This window comes from Saccharothrix sp. NRRL B-16348 (genome assembly GCF_001280085.1).
Taxonomy (GTDB): Bacteria; Actinomycetota; Actinomycetes; order Mycobacteriales; family Pseudonocardiaceae; genus Actinosynnema.
Window position 1 is genome coordinate 111511 of record NZ_LGED01000013.1, and the last position, 23751, is coordinate 135261.

Below are 23751 nucleotides of genomic sequence, written 5' to 3' on the forward strand. Positions count from 1 at the left end.
GAGGCCTAACACGCCCTCTTCTCATCGTCACTTGACAGGGCATACCTCGGCACGGTGAGCTACGAGCAGTAGTGAGTGACTAATCAATCACAAACCTTGGAGTCATCGTGAGCGCCCCTGCAGTCGAACGCCGAACGTCCTCGCCGACCACCGCCCTGGCCGCGTCCCTGGTGCTGGCCGTGGCGAACGCGGTCGCCTTCCTGGTCCTGGCCGGCCAACCCAACCCGGGCATGGCGGCCGTCTCCGCCCTCCCCCTGGCGGCAGCCGCGCTGCTGTGGCGACGTGCCCGGATCGCACCGGTCGTGACGATCGCGGTAGCGGCCCTGGTGGTGTTCTTCCGGCCGGTCGACCTCGCGTTCGACCTGGTCCGCCCCGGTGACGTGCTGCCGTTCGCGGTCGCGGCGGCACTCGTGCTCGCCGCCGGGGTGGCGATCGTGTCGTCGCTGGTCCTGGCGCTGCGCCCGAGCACCGGGAACGGTGAACGGCTCGTCGGTCTGGGCGGTGGCGCGGCCGTCGGCGTGGCGTTGGCGGCGACCTTGCTGGTGGTGTGGCCGCAGTCCGACGACACCGGGTCGCTGACCGACGAGCAGCTCTCCGCGCTGCCGACCGTGGACCTGACGAACTTCAAGTTCTCCCCGGCCCAGCTGCGCGTCGGCCCTGGTCAGCCGGTGGCGTTCAAGTTCACCAACGACACCGACGACAACCACACGTTCACGATCACCGAGCTGGGCGTGGACATCGAGGTGCCCAGTGGCCGCACGCGGATCGCGGTGGTGAACGCCCGGCCCGGTCGGTACGCGGTGCACTGCGCGGCCGGTGACCACGAGGAGAAGGGCATGGTCGGCCGGTTGACCGTCACCGAGGACGCCCTGGCGCCCGACACCACCGCCGTGCCCGAGACGTCCGGGGCGCACCACCATGACTGAGCGGAAGGTGTCCCGCCGGACCGCCCTGATCGCGGGCGGCCTGACCGCCGGAGGGCTGGTCGCGGGTGGTGTGCCGCTGCTGCGCGCCGCCCTCGCCGGAGCCGGACCCGCCGACGGCCCGGCACTGCCCCGGCCGGCCGCGTTGCCGTTGCACGCGGGCGCGGACGGCGTGCTGCGGGGCGAGCTGGTCGCCGCCCCGGCCGGCAACTCCTTGCGCTACAACGGTTCCGCGCCCGGACCGCTGGTCAAGCTCCGCGAAGGCGACCGGGTCCGGCTGGAGTTCCGCAACGACCTCGACGCCGACAGCAGCCTCCACCTGCACGGCCTGCCGCTCGCACCGGCCGTGGACGCACCGCTGGCCCACCTGTCGCCCGGCGCGACGAGCACGCAGGAATTCGCCGTGCCCGAAGGCGTGGCCGGCACCTTCTGGTACCACCCGCACGCGCACGGCGACGTCGAACGACAACTGCTCGCGGGTCTCGCCGGACCGATCGTCGTCACCGGCGCCGCCGACGAGCTGCTGAAGTCGTGCGACGACCGGCTGTTGATGTTCACCCGCGCCGGCCAGGACATCGGCGTCAACGGCGTGGTCCGCCCCGTGCTCACGCCCACCGCCGGCCGGACCCGCCTGCGCCTGCTCAACGCCACCGCGGGCGATCACCTGCTGGTGGGCGTGCTGCGATCCGGCGACCGCGCTCCCCTGCACCTGGTCGCGACCGACGGCGGTTTCGTGGCCGAGCCGGTCGAGATCACCGAGGTCCTGCTGGCGCCCGGTGAACGCGCCGAGGTGCTGGTGGACACCAGCGTCGCCGGTCGGCTGGAACTCACCGCGCTGCCGTACTCGGTCTACGGCACGGGCGGCGCGGCGAGCACCGCGTTCCGGCTGGCCGCGCTGGACGTCCCGCCGGGCCTGGCCCCCGTCGCGCTGCCCGCACGGCTGCGCGACGTGGAGGTGCTGGACGAAGCCGACGCCGTGCGCCGCCGGCGGATCGTGTTCGGCGGCACCGGGACCGACCACTTCACGCTGGACGGCAGGACGTTCGACCACCACCGCGTGGACCTGGAGGCACACCTGGACACCCTGGAGGTCTGGGACGTCGTCAACGACCACACCACCGACCACCCGTTCCACCTGCACAGCTACTCGTTCCAAATCCTGTCCCGCGACGGCGTCCCGGAACCGCTGCGGGCCTGGCGCGACACCGTCAACGTCCCACCGGGCGGCACCGTCACGATCGCCGTCCCGTTCCGCGGCGAACCGGGCCGCACGGTCTACCACTGCCACATCGCCTCCCACGAGGACCTGGGCATGATGGGCGTGCTGGAGGTGCGTCCGCCGTCCGCGCCTTGAACGGCACGGGCCGCGCGGTGGATCAGGTGCTTCTGCGTCATGTGAACCCGGGCGAGGTGGTCTTCGACGCGCAGGGCGCGACGTCGACCTCGATCACCACCACGTTCCGGTTCCTGGACCTCCCCGCCCTCAAGGCCGCGCTCCGCGGTTCGCCGGGCGTGCTCGCCCTGGTCGTGTCGCCGTGGATCTTCGACGAGGTGGTGCGCCACTCGACGGTGGTCGACCCGCGCACGTTCCGCCGGGTGGACGTCGAGGTGAAGGAGCTGTCCGGCGCCGCCTGGATCTCCTTGCCCGACCGGCCGTTCGACGCGGATCCCGGTGACCCGTCGCCCGCACCGGCGGCAGTGGAGGGTGTGGGCGCCAAGTACCACCTGGAGTTGCGGGACAACAAGGGCGTGCAGATCGGCGATCACGGCCGGCAGACCAACACGTTCACTTGACTGGACCACGACCCGGGCGGACCGGCCGCGCGGACCGACCTGCGCACGGCTCAGGGCGTCGTGGTCGGCGACCACGCGCGGCAGCGCAACACGTTCCGGGTCGACCTGCCGCGCCACGTCCGCGTTCCGCTGTTGTTGCTGCTGGTGCTCGCGCTCGGCGCCGGGCTGGTGGTGGTCGGGGTGACGTGGGTGGTGCCGCTGTTCGCGCCGACGTACAAGACGCAGTTCCTGGTCGACGCCGCCCTCGGTGACGGCGGGGCCGACGAGGTGGCGAGCGTCTCCGAAGCGCTCGCCACGGTGGTCGGCAACTCCGGCGACGACGACTCGCAGTCCTTGCGGACGTTCGGCGGCGAGTGCGGCGCCGAGGGGAACACCGCCCAGCTCGTCGGCTTCGGCACCGGCAACCACCAGGACATCACCGCGGCGGCCCGGTCGGTCCGGCGCGGCGGCCGGGCGACGTTGCAGCGCGGCATCGTCGAAGCCGTCGCCGACTTCTCCGGACCGTTCTCGCTCAAGGCCACGCAGGTGAGCCGGATCATCGTGGTGACCCGGCACGCGGCCGACGCCTGCGACCCCGACGAGGAGTTCGTGCGCGCCCAGATCCGCGACCGCGTCACGTCGGCGGGCCTCGGCATCGAGTTCCGGTTCATCGGGCACCGGATCGAGCAGGAGGACCGGCCCGACCTGGCCGAGCTGACGTCCGAGCTGAAAGCGCCCCAGCCGACCTACACCCGGTCGCAGGAGGAGTTGAACGCCGCGCTGCACTGGTTCGCCACCGCCGAGCCGGTGCTGCGGTCGTCCCAATCGGTCCTCGACGTGCTGAACCCGACGGTGGACCGGCTCGACGCGGCGACCGAGGCGACCGAGGCGACCGAGGCGACCGTGGACGGCCGGTTCGACCTGGCCGGGACCGCGCTCGCCGAAGCGCGGTCCGCCGACGTGGACGACGCGATCGAGGACCTTGAAAGCCGTGGCCGGTCACCGGACGCGGCCCGGCCGCTCGACCACGCCGTCCGGCTGCGGGACCTGCGGGGACGGGTGCTCGACGCGGCCGACGGCCTGTTCGCCGTCGCACGGTCCGGGCAGGACCCGAAGGCGGCGCAGGACGAGTACCGGCGGGCCGCCGAGGACTACAACCGCGAGGCCAGGACCATGACCGACGAGCTCGCGCGGCTGCGCGCGAAGGGGCCAGGAGGTGCGGGGTGAAGCGCTGATGGGTGGCGATCGGGGTCGTCGTCATGCTCGGCCTGGTCGCGGCGGGGTTGGTCGTCCTCCTGCCGCCGGACCACCGCTTGACGTTCCTGATCGACGCCTCGGCGTCGGACGCGGACTTCCGCGAGGTGGCGGACGCGGTCGGCGCGGCGGCCCGCAACGTGAGCGACGACGACGCGGTGGCCCTGCGCCGGTTGGGCGGTGACTGCGACCGGCCGGACAACACGGCCGAGGTCGTGCCGGTCGGCGCCGGCCAGGGCGGGCGGATCGACGAGGCCGCGCACGCGATCGCGCCGGGCGGCCGCGCCACGCTGCTCAGCGGCATCCTCGCCGCCATCGACGACTACTACCCGTTCCGGGGCGAGAAGAGCAACCGCGTCGTCGTGGTGGCCCGCAACGGCGTCGAGGCGTGCGAGAAGGACGCCGCCGCCGTCCGGGCGCTGGTCGAGGAGCACTCGACATGCTCATGCTGTTCGAGTTCACCGGAGACACCTGGGCGCTCAAGCAGTCCGGGACGTTCCTGTCCTGCGCGGAGGCGCCGGCCGAGGCGTGGCGGGAGTGGGCGATGCCGTGCGACTTCGACGACGTCGAGTGCCGTGGCGGCGACTCCCGCGTGACGGTGATCGAGGGCTTCCTCGACTGCGCCGACGCCCTGGACATCGCGGACCGGTACCTGGCCGGCGTCGACGCCGGCGAGGCCCAGGGGCAGGGCCTGTTCTGGAACTCCGGGGAGTGGCAGTGCTTCTGGCCGTACCTGGAGGGCAGGCCCCACTCGGAGTCACCGCTCTCCTGCGTGCGGTCCAGCGACGAGTCGCAGATCTACATCGGCGACTTCCAGGTCCACCGACGGCCGCGGTGCACGTCGAGCGAGCCGTCCGCATCGCCCTGCTCCGGCGCCGATCGCGGATGACCGGGTCGGCGGATGGCGGGTCCCCGGCGAGGGAGGGAACGTTGCGGTCACGCAACCTGGGGAGGTTCTCGTCCATGGGACGAACAAGATCCATCGCGGCCACGCTCACCGCACTGCTCGTCGGCGCCGCGCTCGCGGCCGTCGCACCGCTGCCCGCCGCCGCCGCGCCCACCGACGACGTCGTGATCAACCAGAAGCTGCAGGCCCTGGTCCAGCCGGTGCTGACCGCGTCGGCCGACAGCCGGCTCCGAGCGCTCGTGCGCCACCTGGCCCGCACCCGGTCGCACGGCGACACCGACGCGTTGCTGCGGGAGGTGGTCGAAGCCGCCGAGGACTCCTACGTCGTCAACCCGTACGAGCCGTGGTGGGTCGAGCTGAAGACCGCGGTCGCGGGCTTGCGCAGCGTCAACGGCTTCGCCTACGAACCGCGGATCCACATCCCGAACGCCGACGAGGGCGTCACCACCCGTGACGAGGTCGTGGTGACCGTGGCGCCCGCCGACGAACGGGCCACCAGCGCTCCGGGTCACGTCCTCTCGCCCACCGGAGGCGTCCGACAACTGCCTAACGCGATCGACGAGGCCTACGCCACCACGAACGAGGTGTGGGTGCTCGCGGTCCACGAACCCACGTCCTCCCTCCCGACCCTCCAGGCGGAGGAGGTGAGCGGCCAGGCGCTGTGCGACCCGAACGGGCTGCGCGAGGACAAGGGCCTTGAGCACCTGCACCAGTGGCGGGTGCCGGACCGTGCCGCGTTCGGCAGTTGGTTCGAGGGCGGGTTGGAGATGCGGGTGCTGGTCATCACCAGCACGGGCGCCGTCCTGCGCCGGATCGTGCTGCCCGGCGTGAAGCAGCGGAACATCGACTCGTGGCAGGCGTCCGGGGTCTTCGTCACCACGTGGGACCGCTCGGTGCACGGCGACGTGCTCGCCTACCAGTGGTACGAGGAGGACGGCGGCCCGCAGGTCGACGTGGCCCTGTCCATCCCGACCACCGGCGGCTCGATCACCACGAACGTCAGGTGGCACAAGCGCGACGACAACGCGGGCAACGCCGTGGTGCGGTTCGCCGACTCCACGCACCGGGAGCACGACACCGGTTCCGTCCGGTTCACCACGTGCAGCCAGGGCGGTGACAGCGTCACGGGCAACCTGGCGTGCGCGAGCATCGCGTCGGCGTCCAGCACGCACGTCGGGTACTCCCCCGATCGCGTCAACGACTGCGTCCGCGACACCCGTCTCGGCGGCGCGCACAGTTGGGCCAACGCACCCGGCACGTGGCCGCCGGGCAGCCCGGAGTGGGTGCAGGTCGACTTCGGCAGCGCGAAATCGGTCCGCCGGGTCGTCGTCCACACCAGCGAGGGCTACCCGATCCGGGCGTTCCAGGTACAGGTCTGGGACGGCACGGCGTTCGTGACCGTCGCGAACGTGACCGACAACACAGCCCTCGCGGTCTCCGTCACGTTCCCAGCCCGGACCTCGCGCGTGGTCCGGATCAGCGCCTCCCAGGGGCCCATCCACCAGCCCGGCTACGTGCGGGTCAACGAGCTGGAGGTCTACGCGACCTGACCCGATTGCGATCGAAAGCACAAACCACTTGTTCGAACGCACATGATTTGCGACCGTTGCTCACGTGAAGAGCGCCGACCGCCACCGGGTGATCATCGAACGGCTCCGCTCCGGCGCGCAGGTCGCCGTGGCGGAGCTGGCGGCCGCCACCGGCGCGTCGGAGATGACCATCCGCCGTGACCTCGACCTGCTCGCGGCGGGCGGTGCGCTGCGCCGGGTGCACGGCGGGGCGGTGCCGCTCAGCCCGGCGGGCGTCGAGCCGCCGTTCACCGCGCGCACGGCGACCGCGAACGACGCGAAGCGCGCCATCGCCGCGGCCGCGGTCGGGCTGATCCGGGACGGCGAGACGATCGTGCTGGACAGCGGCACGACGGCGGTCGAGGTGGCCAAGCTGCTGCGTGGTCGCCCGGTCACCGTGATGCCGCTGTCCCTGCACGCGGTGCGCGAGCTGCTCGACGCGCCCGAGGTGCGGTTGCTGCTGCCCGGCGGCGAGCCGAGACCCGGCGAGCTGGCCATGGTGGGTCCGCTGGCGCTGGCGTCGCTGCGCGCCCTGCGGTTCGACGTCGCCGTGCTCAGCCCGTGCGCGTTCGACCTGGACGCCGGGCTCACCGCGCACAACCTGGCCGACGCCGAGGTCAAGCAGCAGGCGATGGCCGTGTCCCGCCGCACGATCGTGCTCGCCGACGCCACCAAGTTCGAGCGCACCGCGCTCGCGCACGTCTGCACCGCCGACCGGCCGGACGTGCTGGTCACCGATTCCGACTCCCCCGCCGACGTGCGCCGCGAGCTGGCCGCACGCGGGGTGCTCGTGCACGTAGCCGAACGACTGGAGACCCTGTGACGACCGCCCTGCCGCGTGCCGCACGCGTCGCGACGTGGATCTACTTCACCATCAACGGGTTCGCCGTCGGCCTGTGGGTGGTGCACATCCCGAACGTCGAACGCGCGACCGGCATCTCGCACAGCGCCCTCGGCGGGCTGCTGCTCGTGCTGGGCGCGGCGGCGTTCCTCGGCATGCAGGTGGCCGGTCCGCTCGCCGACCGGTTGGGCCAGCGCAAGCTGCTGCCCGCGGCCGGGGTGCTGCTCGGCGTCGCCCTGTTCTTCCCGGGCCTGGCCACGTCGTGGTGGACGTTGGGGCTGGCCCTGGCGTGCTTCGGCTTCGGCAACGGCACGATCGACGTCGCGATGAACTCGCACGCCGTGGTCGTGGAACGGGCCTACCCGCGGCCGATCATGGCGTCGTTCCACGCGATGTGGTCGATCGGCGGCGCGATCGCGGCGGTCGTGGGCGCGGCCACGCTGGGCGCCGACGTGCCCACGGCGGTGACGTTGAGCGCGTGCGGCGTGTTCACCATCGTGGTGTCGCTGGTGACCGGCCGGTTCCTGATGGACGGCCGTCCCGAGCCGGACGAGGCCGCGGCGGAGGCGCCGGCGGCCAAGCCGTCGACCAGGCTGGTGTGGCTGCTGGGCGCGATCGCGTTCGCCATGATGCTCGCCGAGGGCGTCGCCAACGACTGGGCCGCGCTGCACGCCGAGGATGTCCTGGGCACGTCCACCAGCACGGCGGCGTTCGCGTACGGGTCGTTCGCGGTGGCGATGACGGTGGGCCGGTTCGCCACCGACCGGGTGGCCGCGCTCGTCGGGCCGGTCGCGATCGTGCGGTACGGGGCGGCGCTGGCCGCGTTCGGGCTCACGCTCGTGGTGTTCTCGCCGTGGGTGTGGTTGGCGTTCGCGGGCTGGGCGTTGTTCGGCCTGGGCTTGTCGGGCAGCGTGCCGCAGCTGTTCTCGGCCGCGGGCAACCTGGACAAGCGGTCGTCGGGCGCGTTGATGGCCCGGGTCGTCGGCCTGGGCTACGTGGGCCTGCTCGCGGGTCCGGCGTTGATCGGCGGTCTGGCGCACTGGATCCCGCTGAACGTGGCGTTCCTCGTGCCGGTGGTGTTGTGCCTGCTGGCCGTGGGTTTCGCGAACGTGCTCGCGCCGCGTGCGGCACCGGCGGAGGAGCCCATCGGGTCGCGTTGACCCGTGTCGTCCGAAAAATGCGGAGCACGTGCTCCGTGCGATGCTGATCGACGTGGACCGAGCGCGACCGCCTCGACGGGTGTTCATCAGCCACACGTCGGAGCTGCGCGGGTTGCCGTCGGGCCGGTCGTTCGTGGACGCGGTGGAGTCCGCGATCAGCCGCGCGGGCGACGCGGTGATCGACATGGCGTACTTCGCCGCGCGGGACGAGAAGCCCGCGCAGGTGTGCCGCGAGGCGGTGCTGAAGGCCGACGTCTACGTGCTGCTGGCCGGGTTCCGGTACGGGTCGCCGGTGCGGGACCGGCCCGAGGTGTCCTACACCGAGCTGGAGTTCGAGGTCGCGGGCGAGGCCGGCATCCCGCGGCTGGTGTTCCTGCTCGGGCCGGACGCGGAGGGGCCGGCGGGGCTGTTCCTGGACCGCGAGCACGGCCCCCGTCAGGACAGGTTCCGGGCTCGGCTGGCGGAGTTCGGCACCGTCGTGACGGTGTCGTCCCCGGCGGAGGCGGAGACCGCGGTGCACCACGCGCTCGCGGAGCTGGCCGCCGACCGTCCCGCCGGCGCGACCACGCGGCTGTGGAACCTGCCCGCGCCGCTGTCCCGCTTCACCGGCCGTGACGACCTGTTGGCGGGGTTGCGGCGGGAGCTGACCCGGCACGGGTGCGTCGCCCTGCTCGGCATGAGCGGGGTGGGGAAGACGACGACCGTACTGGAGTACGCGCAGCGGTTCGCCGGCGAGTACGACGTCGCCTGGTGGGTGCCCGCTGGCGCGCCGGAGCTGGTCGTGAACCACCTGGCGGAGCTGGCGCGGGCGTTGCGACTGGCCGGGCCGTCGGACAGCGCCGGCGCGGCGGTGGCCCGGTTATCGGGCGCTCTCCGCGCGCAGGGTCGTTGGCTGCTGGTGTTCGACAGCGCGGAGGACCCGGCGGCGTTACGCGGGTTGCTGCCCGGTGGCGCCGGGCACGTGGTGATCACCACCCGCAACCCGGACTGGCACGACCTCGCGACGTCGGTGCCGGTCGCGCCGTTCGCCCGGGCCGAGTCGGTCGAGCTGCTGTGCTCCATGGCCTACCACTTGGACGAGGCGAACGCGGGGCGGGTCGCGGAGGCGCTGGGCGACTTGCCGTTGGCGGTCGACCAGGCGGCGGCGTTGCTGGCCGACACCACGTTGGACGCGGACGGCTACCTGTCGCGGCTGCGGGTCGAGGCCGACAAGGCGTTGGGCGGGAACAAGGGTGTCGGCGGCTACCCGACGTCGGTCGCCGTGTCGTGGTCGGAGGCGTTCGACCGGCTGGCGGACAAGGACGTTGCGGCGTTCCAACTGCTGTCGCTGATCGCGTGGTTGGCGCCGGTGCCCGTGCCGCTGACGTTGTTCGCCCGCCACCACGAGCTGCTCCCCGCGCCGTTGGCGGAGATCGCGGCGGATCCGGTGATGTTGCAGGCCACCCTGGCGGAACTGCGGCGTCAGGCGATGGTGCAGCCCGGCCGGGACAGCGTGCGGCTGCACACGGTGCCCGCCACCCTGCTGCGGGCGCGGGCGGACGGCACGGCCGGGCCGTTGCTGGGGTGGCCGACCACCGCGGTGCTGCTCCTGTGCGCGGCGGTGCCCCAGGGGCAGGGTGACGATCCGGCGGTGTGGTCGACGTGGCGGCAGTTGCTGCCGCACGTGCTGGCGGTCACCGGACCCGACCGGGACCTGCGGCTCGTCGGCCACGACATCGCGTGGCTGCTGGACCGGACCGCGACCTACCTCAACCGGTCCGGTGAGCCTGCGCAGGCGGTGCCGCTGCGGCGTCGTGCGCACGACCTGTGCCGGGAACTGCTGTCCGATCAGCACCCGAACACCCTGGTGGTGGCCAACAACCTCGCGGCGGACCTGCGCGGTGTCGGCGACCAAGCCGGCGCGCGTGCGTTGGACGAGGAGACGTTGGCGCACCGCCGTCACGTGCTCGGCCACGACCACCCGGACACGCTGGTCTCGGCGGTCAACCTGGCCCGCAGCCTGTGGGAGGCCGGCGAGCGGTGGCGGGCGCGTGAGCTGGACGAGGACACGCTGGCCAGGTGCCTGCGGGTGCTCGGTCCGGACCACGTGACGACCCGGTTGGTCAAGAACAACCTCATCGGGTGAACAGGCGGGCGAGGCCTCTGTGCTGGTTATGGTCGCCCCAGTCCGAATTCATCACGGGGGAGAAATCCGATGTCGAATCGCACCGACCCGAAGGCCTTGCCACCTCACTACCGGCTCACTAGCCTGAGCCGTCGAAGCGCTTCGACACCGCATTTCCGACGACTGACGCAGCGCAGCCGCCCGCACTTCGCACCCCTCGAACACGGTTACCCGCGATCTCGTTCGCGTCGCAGGAGGAACGGCATGTCCGCACGCTACTTCGAGGTCTTCTCGCCCGGTCACGGCAAGGTCGCGCCACGCGCCGCGGTCGACTCGGACGCACCGAGGCTGGACCTGGACGGCGACTGGGCGTTCCGGTTCTCGGCGACGGTGCTCGACGAGCCGGACGGGTTCGAGCTGCCCGGTTTCGACGACACGGGGTGGGATCGGCTCCCGGTCCCGTCGCACTGGCAGCTGCACGGCTACGGCCGCCCGGGGTACGTGAACATCTCGTACCCGATCCCGGTCGACCCGCCGTTCGTCCCCGACGAGAACCAGACCGGCGACTACCGGCGTGCCTTCGACCTCCCGCCGTCCTGGGCGGGCACACCCGCGGTGGTGCGCTTCGAAGGCGTGGACTCGTGCGCGCGGGTCTTCCTCAACGGCGTCGAACTGGGCGTGACCTTCGGCAGCCGCCTGCCGACGGAGTTCGACGCCTCGGCGGCGCTGCGGCCGGGGCGCAACGTCCTCGCGGTCCGGGTGCACCAGTACTCCTCGGGCACGTACCTGGAGGACCAGGACACCTGGCGCATGTCCGGGATCTTCCGGGCCGTCACCCTGCTGGCCCGTCCGGCGGGCGGCATCCGCGACGTGTTCGTCCACGCCGACTACGACGCGGCCACCGGCGGCGGGCGGCTGCGGGTCGACGTGGACGCGGACGCACCCGTGGAGATCACCGTCCCCCAGCTCGGGGTGGCCGACGCGCCGGCCGACCGCGTGTTCTCGTTCGACGCGGTGCGGCCGTGGAGCGCGGAGGACCCCTTCCTCTACGACGCCGTGCTGGCCACCGGGAGCGAGCGGGTGCGCGTGCGGCTCGGGTTCCGCACCGTCGCGATCGACGAGTCCGGTGTGCTCACGGTCAACGGCCGCCGCGTCGTGCTGCGGGGCGTGAACCGCCACGAGTTCGACCCGGAGCGCGGACGGGCGGTCACGCTCGAGACCATGCGCCGGGACGTGGAGCTGATGAAGCGGCACAACGTCAACGCCGTGCGCACCTCGCACTACCCGCCGCACCCGGACTTCCTCGACCTGTGCGACGAGCTGGGCCTGTGGGTCATGCTCGAGTGCGACCTCGAGACGCACGGGTTCGAGTACAGCGGGCCCGAGTACTGGTCGGGCAACCCGTCCGGTGATCCGCGCTGGCGCTCGGCGTACCTCGACCGCGTCGAGCGGACCGTGGAGCGGGACAAGAACCACCCCAGCGTCATCTCGTGGTCGCTGGGCAACGAGGCGGGCGACGGGCCGAACCTCGAAGCGATGGCCGCGTGGGTGCGCGAACGCGACTCGTCCCGGCCGATCCACTACGAGGGCGACCGGATGGCCCGGTACGTGGACCTCCACGCGGTCATGTACCGCACGCCGGCCGATGTCGCGCGGATCGGTCGTGGCCTGCTGCGGCCGGGCGAGAACTTCTACCCCCTCACCGAAGGCGAGGGGGACCCGGAGGACGACCCGCGCAACCGCATGCCGTTCCTGCTGACCGAGTTCGCCCACGCGATGGGCAACGGACCCGGCGGCCTGGCCGAGTACATGGCGCTGTGCGAGCGGTACCCGCGGGTGCAGGGCGGGTTCGTGTGGGAGTGGATGGACCAGGGCCTGCGCACCACCGACCGCGAAGGGCGCGAGTTCTTCGCCTACGGCGGCGACTTCGGCGAAGACCTGCACGACGGGAACTTCATCTGCGACGGGCTGGTGTTCCCCGACCGGACGCCGTCCCCGGGGCTGCTGGAGTACCAGAAGGTCGTCGAGCCCGTGCGCATCGAGGCCGGCGACGGCCCCGACAGCATCCGCGTGCACAACCGCTACGACTTCCTCGACCTGTCCCACCTGCGGTTCACGTGGTCGGTCACCCGGGACGGCATCCCGATCGCCGACGGCGTGCTCCCGACGCCGCGGCTCGGCCCCGGCGAGCGGACCGAACTTCCCGTCCCCTCGACCGCTTTGCGCATCGACGGCGACGGCGAACGGTGGCTGACCGTCGAGGCCGAGTCGGTCGAGCCCACCGCTTGGGCGCCCCGAGGGCACGTGGTCGCCTGGGGCCAGCTCGCGCTGCCGTCCACCGACAACGCCGTTCCGGCCGTGTCGAGCAGCGCGCCGGTGCCCGCGGAACCCGTCGACGCGCACATCGTGCTCGGTTCGGCGCGCTTCGACCGGCGCACCGGCACGCTCGTCAGCCTCGACGGGCAGCACGTGAACGGTCCTCAACTGGCGCTGTGGCGCGCGCCGACCGACAACGACCTCTCGTGGACCCAAGGCGACGCGCGCTACTGGGAGGCACGCGGCCTGCACAGGCTGCGGCACCGGACCGTGTCCGTCACCCCCGACCGCGACGGCCTGACCGTCGTCGTGCGCAGCGCCGCCGCCGCGGTGACGTGCGGCTACCTCACCACCTATCGCTGGGCCAGCGACGGGGACCGGCTCCGCCTGCGCGTCCACACCGAACCGGTCGGCCACTGGCCGGAACGGGAGGACCGCTTCGCCGAGGCGATGGTGGACGCCGACCTGCCGGCCGAGCGTTACGAGGAACTCGTGCGGCGGGACAAGGCGCCTTCCCTGGGGCGCATCGGCCTGCGGTGGACGGTGCCCGAGGAGTGGTCCCGCGTCCAGTGGCTCGGCGCCGGCCCCGGCGAGGCCTACCCCGACTCCCGCCAGGCGGTGCGCATCGGCCGCTTCCAGAGCACGGTCGACCAACTGCAGACGCCCTACGTGCGACCGCAGGAGAACGGCAACCGGCTGGACGTGCGCTGGGCCGAGGTGGCCGCCCCGGCGGGCCCGGGCATCCGCATCGAAGGAGATCCCGTGTTCAACCTGGCCGTTCGGCGGTGGACCGACCAACACCTGGCCGCCGCACGGCACCAGACCGACCTGACCCCCGACCCCAGCACCTACCTCTACACCGATCACGCCGTGCAGGGCCTCGGCTCCGGCGCCGTGGGCCCGGGCGTGCTGCCGGAACACCGACTCGAAGTCCGCCCCGCCGACTTCACCTTCACCCTCACCGCCCTACCGCCCCCAGTCCCCCGCTGACGTCCCGCCGCGCACCTCTAGGAAACGACCTAGGGCGTGTCCGCCGGGTCATGATCGGGTTTGTCTGGAGCAGCTCGGATCCAGTCGATGGTCTCGACGATGTCGTTGGTGGCCTGCCAGTGCAGGGCGAGCTTGTCGAACGACGGGGGCCGCCCGCCGGCCGATCCCTTGCACAGCCGGTTGGCGACCTGGTCCCGCCGCCGGGGATCACCGCCCTGATCTCCCCGACATCGCAGCGAGGTCCGGTTCGCCCCGCTGCCGTGGGCCTTGTCCGCGGTCAGCGAGTCCGGACGCTTCCGCGGCCGGCCGCGCCACCGGGCCGGGGCACAGCGATGCCCTCCAGCAGCGCCTCCAACCGCTTCGTGTCCGCAGTCTGGCCGGGCGTGACGTGGATGGACAGCGAGCGGCCCCGGCCGTCCGCGATAGTGTGGATCTTGGACATAAGCCCGCCCCGGGACCGGCCCAAGCCTTGGGCTGCCCGCGACTCCTCCGGACACAACCCCTTTTCGGGCACCGGCCGCGTGCTGGTGGGCGCGCACGATCGTGGAGTCGGCCTGCGCGTCCCAGTCGATGTCGCCCTCGGCCTCGGCACGGCCCTGGACCTGCCGCTTCAGCCGCGCCCACGTCCCGTCGACCGCCCACCGGCGATAGCCCGTCCTCATCCGCCACAGAATCCCGTTGACCACCCCGCCCGGACTTCGGGCCCGGAAGCAACGGCTCCAGAATCGCCCACTCCGCATCCGTCAGATCACCACGCGCCACACGACATTTGATCAAACCCCATGATCAACCTTCCGGCGGACACGACCTAACGCGCCGGCTTGCGGGCCTCGATCAGGAAGCGGCGGGAGTGGGCGGTGAACGGGCCGTCGGCCTGGATCCGTTCGTGCAGCGCTGCCAGGCGGTCGCGGTACTTCCCGACGGTGAAGTCCGGGACGAACCAGATGACCTTGCGCAGGAAGTAGACCATCGCGCCGACGTCGAAGAACTCCATCTTCAGCTCGGCGGTCCGCAGGTCGACGACGTCGAGGCCGGCCGCTTCCGCTTGGGCCTTGGCCAGTTCCGGCTCGCGATCGCTGTGCCCCAACGGTTTCGGGCCGAGGAAGAAGTCGTAGACCTCGTGGCCGCTGTCCGGGCCGACCTGCTGGGAGAAGTAGGTGCCGCCCGGCCTGAGGACGCGGGCGATATCGGCCCAGTGGACCGTCACCGGGTGGCGGCTGGTGACCAGGTCGAAGGTGCCGTCGGCGAACGGCAGCGGCGGCTGGTCCTCGTCGGCGACCACGACGACGCCCTTGGCCCGCAGGTTCTCCTGCGCCCGCGCGATGTTCGGCGGCCAGGACTCCGTCGCGACCATCGCCTTGGCCGCGCGCTGCGGAATCCCGGCCAGCACCTCGCCACCGCCGGTCTGGACGTCCAGGCTCATCGACGCGCGACCGACCCGTTCGCCCATCAGCTTCTGGTAGCCCCAGGGCGGTCGCTCCTCGGTGGCCCGGCCGTCGAGCCACGAGAAGTCCCAGCCGGTGACGTCGACCGCGGCGGCCTCCGCGACCAGCGGGTCGAATCCCTTGTCCATGAACGCCTCCCGTGCGTGAGGGTACCGGAACATTACTTTCGTCAAGGCAGACCCACGACGAAGGTGATGGTGAAGTCCTGGCTATCGTGCACTGCGGGCGGTGGCGGGATTTGCCTATGTTTTCGGTGTCGCTTTCGAATTGTGCTGATGGGTGGTCTGACGGCAGTGTGGTTTGTGGAGAACAACATCGTGGACGTGCCGGACGTCAGCGCGGGCTGGTACCTCGACGTGGTGCGTTTCGCGGAAAGCACGCCGGGGTGGTTCCGGTCGTTCGCCGGATTCTTCACCGAGGCCGCGATCGTGCTGCTGCTCGCCTTCATGGCGGCGTGCTGGTGGCGTGCCCGCGGCTCGTCCGCGCGCTCGATGGCGTTCGCACTCCTCGCCCCGGCCGGGGTGGCGGTCGCCTACTCGGTGAGCGAAGTGATCAAGACCGTCTACGAGGTGGAACGACCGTGCCGCACGCTCGGTGGCGTGGTCACGATCGCGGAGTGCCCACCACCGGGTGACTGGTCGTTCCCCAGCAACCACTCGGTGATCGCCGGCGCCGCCGCGATCGGCATCCTCCTGACCTGGCGCGCACTCGGCCTGGCCGCCCTCGCACTGGCCACGGGAGCCGCCGCCTCACGCGTGTTCGTCGGCGCGCACTACCCGCACGACGCCATGGTGGGCCTCACCCTGGGTGCCCTGATCGCCGTCACCGCCATCCCCCTCCTGTCCCACCCGACCACCGCGCTCGTGGACAAGCTGCGCAGCCGAGGCGCTACGGCGATTCGTCCACGAGGTTCGCGTGGTGGGCGATGATGGCCACTTCGACGCGGTTGCGGACGTTGAGGTGTTTGAACAGGTTGCTCGCGTAAGCCTTGACGGTTCCCTCGACCACGTGCAGGCGTGCGGCGATTTCGGCGTTGGACAGGCCCGCGCCGATCAGGCTCAGCACTTCCCGCTCGCGTTCGCTCAGTCCCGCGATCCGGTTCCGCGATTCCACGGCCTTGGTGGCGCGTGAGCCCGGGCGGGTGGCGCGGAAAGCGCTGATCACGCGTTTCGTCACGGTAGGCGAGAGGTAGGCGCCGCCCGCTTCCACGGCACGCACGGCGGCCAGCAGTTCACGCGGGTCGCCGGTCTTGAGCAGGAAGCCGCCGGCGCCCACTTCGAGCGCCTGGGCGATGTAGTGGTCGTCGGAGAACGTCGTCAGCATCAGCACACCCGTGCCGGGTGCGACCTTCAGGATCTCGCCGGTGGCCGTGATCCCGTCCGACCCGGGCATCCGGATGTCCATCAGCACGACGTCCGGTCGTCGCGCGCGCACCACCTCGACCGCTTCCGCACCGTCACCCGCCTCGCCGACCACCTCGACGCCCGGGTCGCTGTCCAGGATGGCGCGGACGCCGGCCCGGACCAGCGTCTCGTCGTCGACCAGCACGATCCTGATCACCTGGGATCCCCCTCCGGCACTCACTTCCCCGCATCCTCCCCCGTGCGCACCAGCACGTCCTTGCCCACCAACCGGTCGTCGCGGAAGCACAAGCGGTACACGTCGAAGACCTCCGGCAGGAACCCCGCGTCCGACCGGTAGTACTCGCAGGTGGAGCTCGGCGGTGACGGTGGTTCGGGGCCGAAACCGCGTTCGGGCACCTGCCGATCGGGGATCACGTCCGCGATGGTCGACCGCGCGGCTCCCACCTCCAGTCGCTGGAACGACTCCGGCCGCAGCATCGAGTGGAACGTGTCGTAGGCGTAGACGCCCATCAGCACGACCACGAGCACCGCACCGAGCGCCACGGGCGTCAGCACCGCCGCCACCAGACGTCTGCGGACGCCGTCCCGCGCGCGGTCGAGTTCGGCGGCGACGGCGGACGTTCCGTCCGGCTCATCCGGCTCGACGGCGAGCGCGCCGTCCGCTCGTGGCAGCCGCACCACCACCTGGTAACCACCCTCGTGCGGCCCGGCGCGCAGCGTGCCGCCGACCAGCCTGACCCGTTCCCGCAGTCCGACCAGCCCCCGGCCACCGCGTGAGTCGGGCCCGGGCTCGGCCGGCGGGCCGTTGGTCACGACGACCCGCGTCTCGTCGTCCAGACCGTGCAGCCGCACGGACACCCGGGCGCCCGGCGCGTGCTTGGTCGCGTTGGTGATCGCCTCCTGCACCGTCCGGTACGCGGCCCGGTACCGCATGGGCTCCACGGCCTCGACGTCACCGGTCACCTCCAACTCCACCGTCACGCCCGCGGCCACGGCCCGCGCGACCAGGTCGCCGATCCGCTCGCCGCCGGCGGCCATCGGCGCCGGGTCGTCCTCGTCCCGCAGCACGTCGATGATGTCGCGCATCCGCTCGGTCGCCATCGCGATGCTCTCGCGCACCGCGGTCGCCGTGGCCCGGTGCCGCTCGTCCAGGTCGGCGGCGACCTCCAGCGAACCCGCCGTGAGCGCGGCCAGGCTGAGCTGGTGCCCCAGCGAGTCGTGCATGTCGTTGGCGATGCGGGCCCGTTCGCGCAACCGCGCCTGCTCGGCCACGATCCGCTGCCGTTCCTCCAGCTGCGCGGCCCGCTCCCAGCCCGACTCGACCAGCGCCACCTGCTGCCGCCGGTACCGGCCGACCAGCCACGGGAACACGCCGAACACGACCAGCCCGCCGACGCGCACCAGCCACATGTACACGTCGGCCGACAACGCCAACACCGCCGCCGAGCCGAGCACGACCACCACGGGGAACACCGCCGCCGACGCCCGTCCGCCCGGCAGCCTGCGCCCGGCCAGGTAGCCGGTCGCGAGCACGGCGGGCAGGTACCGCCACTCGACGACCGCCGCCACCGCCGCGACGACCAGCGCCACGAGCGGCAGCCGTCTGGAGAGCAGGACCACGAGCGCGGTCGCCACGACCCCGATCGCCAACGTCGGCACGTCGAGGTCGACCAAGAACGGGACCGCCAGCACCAGCCACAGGCCCGTGTCGACCAGGAACCGGCGTACGGTGACCGGGCCGGCGGGCAGGGGCGTGACGATCGTCCGCGGCGCCGGTTCCCTCACGAGGCCCAGGTTACGCAAGGCCGACCGTCACCCGGTGTCCACAGTCGACCGCACGCGAGAAGTGCGGTGCGAAGTGTGCCGAGCGGAGCCGAACGGTCCGGTAGCGTGGTCATCCACTCGCTTCGGGCACGTCGGACGGGGAGCTGCGTGGTGCGACAGGACGACCAGCCGGTGACCTCCAACCACGTCGGCGGGAACGTCCTCGGGCCGAGCGTGCAGGCCGGCGTGATCGCGGGCGACGTCCACATCCACCTGGGCACGCCGCCGGACGCCGCGCCGGGTGAGCTGCCGGTCGGCGTGCTGTCGCTGATGCGGGCCCAGGTGCGGGCGGCGCACGAGCTGCCGTACCGGTTGCCGGGCGCGCGGCGGCCGTCGCTGGCCACGGTGTACGTGCGGCAGGACTTGAGCACCGGCACGGAGGAGCCGCACGCCGAGGCGTCCCGACCGACCCCGATCCTCGACGGTCACGGTCGGCTGGTGGAGGTGCCGCGCCCGCCGACGCCGCGAGTGGCCGTGCGGCCTCCCGCGCGGGCCGTGGAAGAGGCGTTGGACGGTGACGAGCACCTGCTGATCACGGGCGGGGCCGGGCAGGGCAAGTCGACGCTGTCGCTGCGGTTGGCCGCCGACCTCGCCGCCGGGTGGTGCGGTGAGTCGGGTGGCGTGCCGATGAGCGAGCCGGTGGTGCCGTTGCGGCTGACCGCCCGTGAGTTGGCGGCCAGGCTGGACCTGCCGTTCTCGCAGGCGTTGGCGGACAGCGCGCAGGCCGAGTACGGGGCGTTGCTGCGCGGGCCGATCGGCGCGGACGTGCTGGGCGAGCGGGTGGCGGGTCGGCGGTGGCTGTTGCTGGTGGACGCGTTGGACGAGGTCGCGGCGGGCGCCGATCGGGACCGGTTGGCGTCGGTGCTGGGCGCGTGGGCCAAGGACGGGCCGTACCGGATCGTGGTGACGACCCGGCCGGTGGAGGGCGCGGCGTTGGCGCCGCTGTACCGGATCGGGGCGGCGCGGTACGAGCTGCTGCCGTTCGACGGCGAGGCGCTGCGGTCGTTCGCGCGCAACTGGTTCGCCGAGGAGGGCGAGGAGACCGCGGACCGGTTCCTGCGCCAGATCCGCGAGGCGCACCTGGACGAGCTGGTCCGCGTGCCGCTGCTGGCGACCATCGCCGCGATCGTGTTCGCCGGGCAGGGCGACCGGCCGTTGCCGGACAACCAGTACGAGCTGTACGAGGCGTACCTGGCGTTCCTGCGGTCCGCCCGCACGTCGACCGGCCCGTTCGAGGCGTTCCGCGACGACCTGCTGGAACACCTGGGGCGCACGCGTTCGGAGACCGACACGTCGCTGGTGTCGGCGGCCCGGTCGTGGGTGGTCGACCACGTGCCGCCGGGCTCGCTGCCCGTCGACTGGCGCGAGGTGCTGACGACGTTCCTGGTCTCGGTGGGTCCGCTGGTGATCCGGGGTGACGACCTGCGGTTCCTGCACCACAGCTTCGCCGAGCACCTGGCCGCGACCTCGCTGGCCCGCGAGTTCCCCGCGCGGTTCACGCCGGAGCACGACGGTTTCGTGCGCACCGTCCACGCCGCCAGGCCGAAGGAACGCGGCCGGTTCGCCCGTTCGGTGCTGCTGCACTACACCCGCCTGCGGCCGACCGAGGCCGACCCGCTGGTCCGGTGGCTGCACGAGGGCGACTCCGAAACCCACCTCCTGGCCGCCCGACTGCTCGCCAAGCGGGTGCCGGCGAGCCGCGAGGTGGTGGACGCGTTCCTGGCCACGGTGTGGGGCTGGGCGATGACCACGCAGTACCCCGGCTCCGACATCCTCGCCCAGACGAGCCGGGCGACCCACCACCCGGGGTTGGCGCACTGGCTGGTCGCGCTCATGCGCACCGCCAACGCGCCCGCCGACTCGCGGACCGAGGCGGCGTCCGCGCTGGCGACACGGCTGCGCGGCGGGCACGAGACGGAGGCTCTCGGCTACCTGACCGCGTTGGTGGACTCCTCGTCGGCGTCGGTGTCCGAGCGCTTGGCGGCCGGTGAGGCGTTGGCGGAGTGCGGCTCGGGTGAACGTGAGGCCTCCGCGCGCGGCCTGCGTGCCGTTCTGTCCAACCTGTTGGCGTCCGGGTACGCGTGCCGCACGGCGGCTGTCGTGCTGGCCACGTTCGGGCCGGATGATCGGGCGTTCGCCGTTGAAGCGCTGATGGCGTTGACCTCCAGCGACGAGACGCCGACGGACGACCTGGTGGAAGCCGCGACCGGGTTGATCGAGATCGGTGCGGAGTTCTACGAGCACGGAGCCGAGGTGTTCCGGGCGGTGCTGCGCGACCCGGTCGACAGCACGACCGGCCGCCGTGACGCCGCACTGGGCTTGGCGTCCTTGGGCCCGGACCTCGCCGCCGAAGCCGCCGAAACCCTCACCTCGCTGCTCACCGACCGCCGCCGTTCGTCCGGTGACCGGGTGCGGATGGCCCAGACGCTCGGCGAACTCGGACCACAACACCGCACCGCGGCGGCCGGTCACCTGGTGGCGATGCTGGCCGAGCCGGGTCTCGAAGTCGCCTACCGGATGCACTGCGCCGCAGTGCTGGGCGAGTTCGGGCCGGAGGCCGCCGGGATCGCGGCCACGCACCTGCGGCAGGTGATCGCGGACCGCCACTCGACGGCGAACAACGCCCTGTGGGCCGCCAAGTACCTGGCCGACCTCGGCCCGGAGCACCGCCCGGAGGCCGCTCACGAACTGTGGCGGGTGGCCACCGACCCCGACGGCACCGGGTTGGACCGCGCCGTGGCGCTGGCGCACCTCGCAGATCTGGGCGAACCGCACCGCGAGAAGGCGGTGGCGCTGCTGCGCGAGCGACTCACCGATCCGTGCCTGTCACCGCAGGACCGGTGCGATGCCGCCGAACGGCTCGTGCGATCGGGACCGCAGTTCCACGACGAGGCGAAGGCCGTCCTGCTGTCACTCGCCCGGAGGCAGTCCGACACGGGGGTGGCTGTGCGCGCGTGGCGCGCCCTGCTCGACCTCGACACGGCGTGCCACGACGAGGCGCTGGACGCGTTGCTGAACTCCATGCGGTCCGTCGACCAACACCTCACCAGCGTGTTCAGCAGTGCCGGGCGGTACGCGACTTCGGACGCGGACCACCACCGAATCGCCCAAGCGCTGCTGCCCGTACTGACCTCCGTGCGGCACAGCTACCGGGCACGGTTCGCCGCCGCGGAGGGCTTGGCCCAGCTCGGCCGGCCGTTCCACCGCGCCGTCGTGGAAAGCCTGTGCGACCTGGCGCGCTCGGCCACCGTCGCGGAGTTCGACTTCCCGTACGTGGTCATGGTGTGCCTGAACTTCGGCGTCGGCCATCGAGCGGCGCTGGCACGCGTGCTGCGGGAGGTGTTGTCCCGGGAACACCGGTCGGCGGGCCGCATCTCGCGTGTGGTGCAAGCCCTCGACCGGCTCGGAGTCGGTGGCGGGGAGGACGTCGTGGCGGCTCTCAGGTCCGTGGTCTTCTGCGGCACGGCCGAGTCACGCCTCCGCGGCAAGGCTGCCGTCATGCTGGCCCGCCTCTCCGCCGACGACCGGGCGCGCATCGTCGTGGAGCTGCCGCCGGCACTCGACGCGGTGCTGACGCTCGCCGGCGATGGAGTCGACGTCCTGCCACGGCTTCTGGCAGTTGTGGCGGACCGCGATCGGCTCGGCCGTGAGCGTGAGACAGCCGCCGCCTTGGTGCACGATCTCGCGCCGGCCGAACGGGGCCGCGCGCTCGACGTGCTCCGGAGTCGGGCGGACGACGCGTTCCTCAGTGTCGTGGCGCGCGGCGACGCGTACCGGGCCTTGGCCGAACGTGACCGCGAGGTCGTGGACGCCGCCATCGCGTTCCACCGGGGCGTGGTCGAATCCGACGAGGAAGCGTTCACGCGACGGCATGCCGCTGCCCACGGGCTTGCCAAGTTCGACCGACGCTTCACCCGCACGGCACTCGCCTTCCTACGACGGTGCGGCACCGACCCGGCCGCTACGGCGGAGGAACGCGCCTACAGCGTGAAATGGCTGATGGGGGTCAAGCCGTCTGCGGGGGAAGGGGTCTTCCACCATGTGGATTCGCTGATCCGGCAGCACAGGCCAAGCTCCAGCCGGCAACTGGTGTCCCGGCTGCCGAGGCGCGAGCGGACGGCGATGGAACGCGTCCTGCTCGCCGATCGATCCCTGCCACTGGAGCTGCGCGTGCCCGTGGCAGACGGCTGGGACGACCTCCCGCTGTCCGCCGAGGCGGAGGCCGAGGTCAGGGACGCGCTCACCGCGCCAGAGTCGTCGTCCAGGCAACGGGTCGTGGCGGCGGTGGCGTTGGCCGTGCTGTCGACCGAGTTGGTGCCCGAGGCGATGCGGGCGCTGGAGGCCATGCCGTCGTCCCGCGCACGGAGGGCGTCAGCCGAGTTGACGCCCGCGTCGTGGGGTCGGGTGTTGAACGAGGCACTGAATACCGTGGCCGACACCGCCCTCCCGACCCGGGAACGCGTGCAAGCGGCGAGGCTCGTCTCCGAGATCACCACGACGCTGCCGGACCCGGTGGCGGAGTTCCTGCGCACGGTGATCCGCGAACCGCGCACGTCGGAACGGGACCGGCTGGAGTTCCGGTACGCGTTGCGTGAGCACGACGGCCTCGATCCCGTGCGCGCGATGCGGGACGACCGGCGGTTGTCCCCCGCGATCCGGCTGCTGGCGGCCGTCAAGCTGGTCCCGTACGACGTTGACGACCGCGCCGCAGCCGCCCGGATTTTGCACGCGATCGCGACCGATCCGGCGGTGCGGCCGGTGCTGCGGCGGCGGGCGGGCTACGAATTGGCGCAGCTCGGGACGGCGGGACGTGAGCACGCCACCGAGGTGCTGCGGTCGCTCATGGCCGACGAGACCGTGCCGACGACGGTGCGAATCCGGTCGGCGTACACGCTCATCGAGAACGCGCCTGCGGCGAGGCGTGCGGCGATGGCGACACTGCGCGGCCTGTCCGAGACGCCGAACCCGTTGCTCCGCCGGAAAGTACTGAAAGCGATCGGGCTGCTGGAAACCACCGAAGCGGCACTCGAACTCGTCGCCATCGCACGGGACGCAAAGATTCCGGCAGTGGCGCGGACACGGTGTGCGGAAGCGGCGGTCGAGTTGTCGTCGGACGTCCGGGAGAAGGCGGCGGTGGCGGTGCGGGCGGTGGCGGTGGACGAGTCCGTGCCACGGCACGTTCGCCGGCGCGCGGCCGCGAACCTCGCCCGGTGGAGTGAGCTGTGCCGGGAAGAGGCCCGGTCACTCCTCGCGAGGTAGCCTCGTGGTCGGCACAGTGAACG

General features: G+C 72.2%; 17 protein-coding genes. 13 read left to right on the top strand and 4 right to left on the bottom strand.

Annotated features, from left to right (window positions below):
- Positions 1-107 precede the first annotated feature (107 nt).
- The 11 genes from ADK67_RS04375 to ADK67_RS04425 all read left to right on the top strand — a co-directional run bounded on the left by ADK67_RS04375 (position 108) and on the right by ADK67_RS04425 (position 13836).
- On the top strand, positions 108-926 hold the full coding sequence (locus ADK67_RS04375; protein ID WP_157619913.1) for a cupredoxin domain-containing protein: 819 nt from the start codon (positions 108-110) through the stop codon (positions 924-926).
- A complete protein-coding gene (locus ADK67_RS04380) occupies positions 919-2277 on the top strand; it encodes a multicopper oxidase family protein (RefSeq protein WP_053715079.1) in 1359 nt (452 codons plus the stop codon). Before ADK67_RS04375 ends, ADK67_RS04380 begins: the two co-directional genes overlap by 8 nt.
- A 26-nt stretch (positions 2278-2303) precedes the next feature.
- On the top strand, positions 2304-2717 hold the full coding sequence (locus tag ADK67_RS04385; protein WP_157619914.1) for a hypothetical protein: 414 nt from the start codon (positions 2304-2306) through the stop codon (positions 2715-2717).
- Between the two features lie 60 nt (positions 2718-2777).
- On the top strand, positions 2778-3923 hold the full coding sequence (locus tag ADK67_RS04390; RefSeq protein ID WP_053715081.1) for a hypothetical protein: 1146 nt from the start codon (positions 2778-2780) through the stop codon (positions 3921-3923).
- 11 nt (positions 3924-3934) lie between these two features.
- Complete coding sequence (locus tag ADK67_RS04395; protein ID WP_053715082.1) at positions 3935-4546, top strand: hypothetical protein; 612 nt, start codon at positions 3935-3937, stop codon at positions 4544-4546.
- Entirely contained in the window at positions 4543-4839 is a 297-nt protein-coding gene (locus tag ADK67_RS04400; protein ID WP_157619915.1) for a hypothetical protein, read from the top strand. Before ADK67_RS04395 ends, ADK67_RS04400 begins: the two co-directional genes overlap by 4 nt.
- Before the next feature lie 74 nt (positions 4840-4913).
- Complete coding sequence (locus ADK67_RS04405) at positions 4914-6407, top strand: discoidin domain-containing protein (protein WP_053715084.1); 1494 nt, start codon at positions 4914-4916, stop codon at positions 6405-6407.
- 64 nt (positions 6408-6471) lie between these two features.
- Positions 6472-7248, top strand: a complete 777-nt coding sequence (locus ADK67_RS04410; protein WP_053715085.1) for a DeoR/GlpR family DNA-binding transcription regulator — start codon at positions 6472-6474, stop codon at positions 7246-7248.
- Positions 7245-8426, top strand: coding sequence for an MFS transporter (locus ADK67_RS04415; RefSeq protein ID WP_053715086.1), 1182 nt, complete (start codon positions 7245-7247; stop codon positions 8424-8426). The genes ADK67_RS04410 and ADK67_RS04415 overlap by 4 nt, the downstream gene beginning before the upstream one ends.
- 52 nt (positions 8427-8478) lie before the next feature.
- Positions 8479-10551 (top strand): FxSxx-COOH system tetratricopeptide repeat protein, encoded by a 2073-nt coding sequence (fxsT, locus tag ADK67_RS04420; RefSeq protein ID WP_197289276.1) that lies wholly within the window; start codon positions 8479-8481, stop codon positions 10549-10551.
- Positions 10552-10794: 243 nt separating this feature from the next.
- A complete protein-coding gene (locus ADK67_RS04425) occupies positions 10795-13836 on the top strand; it encodes a glycoside hydrolase family 2 TIM barrel-domain containing protein (RefSeq protein ID WP_053715088.1) in 3042 nt (1013 codons plus the stop codon).
- Between the two features lie 277 nt (positions 13837-14113).
- Here the strand turns inward: ADK67_RS04425 and ADK67_RS55255 are convergent, their stop codons facing one another.
- Positions 14114-14428: a transposase gene (locus tag ADK67_RS55255; RefSeq protein WP_442974103.1), complete on the bottom strand. Its 315-nt coding sequence runs from the start codon at positions 14426-14428 to the stop codon at positions 14114-14116.
- Between the two features lie 216 nt (positions 14429-14644).
- A complete protein-coding gene (locus ADK67_RS04435; protein ID WP_157619917.1) occupies positions 14645-15409 on the bottom strand; it encodes a class I SAM-dependent methyltransferase in 765 nt (254 codons plus the stop codon).
- A gap of 174 nt (positions 15410-15583) precedes the next feature.
- Here ADK67_RS04435 and ADK67_RS04440 point away from each other — a divergent pair, with 174 nt between their 5' ends.
- Positions 15584-16210 (top strand): phosphatase PAP2 family protein, encoded by a 627-nt coding sequence (locus ADK67_RS04440; RefSeq protein WP_231648008.1) that lies wholly within the window; start codon positions 15584-15586, stop codon positions 16208-16210.
- On the opposite strand, the gene ADK67_RS04445 is transcribed toward ADK67_RS04440, so the two are convergent.
- On the bottom strand, positions 16170-16841 hold the full coding sequence (locus ADK67_RS04445) for a response regulator (RefSeq protein ID WP_053715091.1): 672 nt from the start codon (positions 16839-16841) through the stop codon (positions 16170-16172). The two genes, ADK67_RS04440 and ADK67_RS04445, sit on opposite strands and share 41 nt — an antisense overlap.
- A gap of 20 nt (positions 16842-16861) precedes the next feature.
- Positions 16862-18430 carry a sensor histidine kinase gene (locus tag ADK67_RS04450; RefSeq protein WP_082403209.1) on the bottom strand — a complete coding sequence of 523 codons (1569 nt, stop codon included), beginning with the start codon at positions 18428-18430 and terminating at the stop codon, positions 16862-16864.
- Between the two features lie 147 nt (positions 18431-18577).
- Between ADK67_RS04450 and ADK67_RS04455 the strand changes: the two genes are divergently transcribed.
- Positions 18578-23728, top strand: coding sequence for an NACHT domain-containing protein (locus ADK67_RS04455; RefSeq protein WP_053715092.1), 5151 nt, complete (start codon positions 18578-18580; stop codon positions 23726-23728).
- Positions 23729-23751: the final 23 nt, after the last annotated feature.

Bases quoted from the DNA above. Each gene is read 5' to 3' on its own strand.
- ADK67_RS04435 (WP_157619917.1), bottom strand. From the start codon at position 15,409: ATGGACAAGGGATTCGACCCGCTGGTCGCGGAGGCCGCCGCGGTCGAC.
- ADK67_RS04405 (WP_053715084.1), top strand. From the start codon at position 4,914: ATGGGACGAACAAGATCCATCGCGGCCACGCTCACCGCACTGCTCGTC.
- ADK67_RS04425 (WP_053715088.1), top strand. From the start codon at position 10,795: ATGTCCGCACGCTACTTCGAGGTCTTCTCGCCCGGTCACGGCAAGGTC.
- ADK67_RS04380 (WP_053715079.1), top strand. From the start codon at position 919: ATGACTGAGCGGAAGGTGTCCCGCCGGACCGCCCTGATCGCGGGCGGC.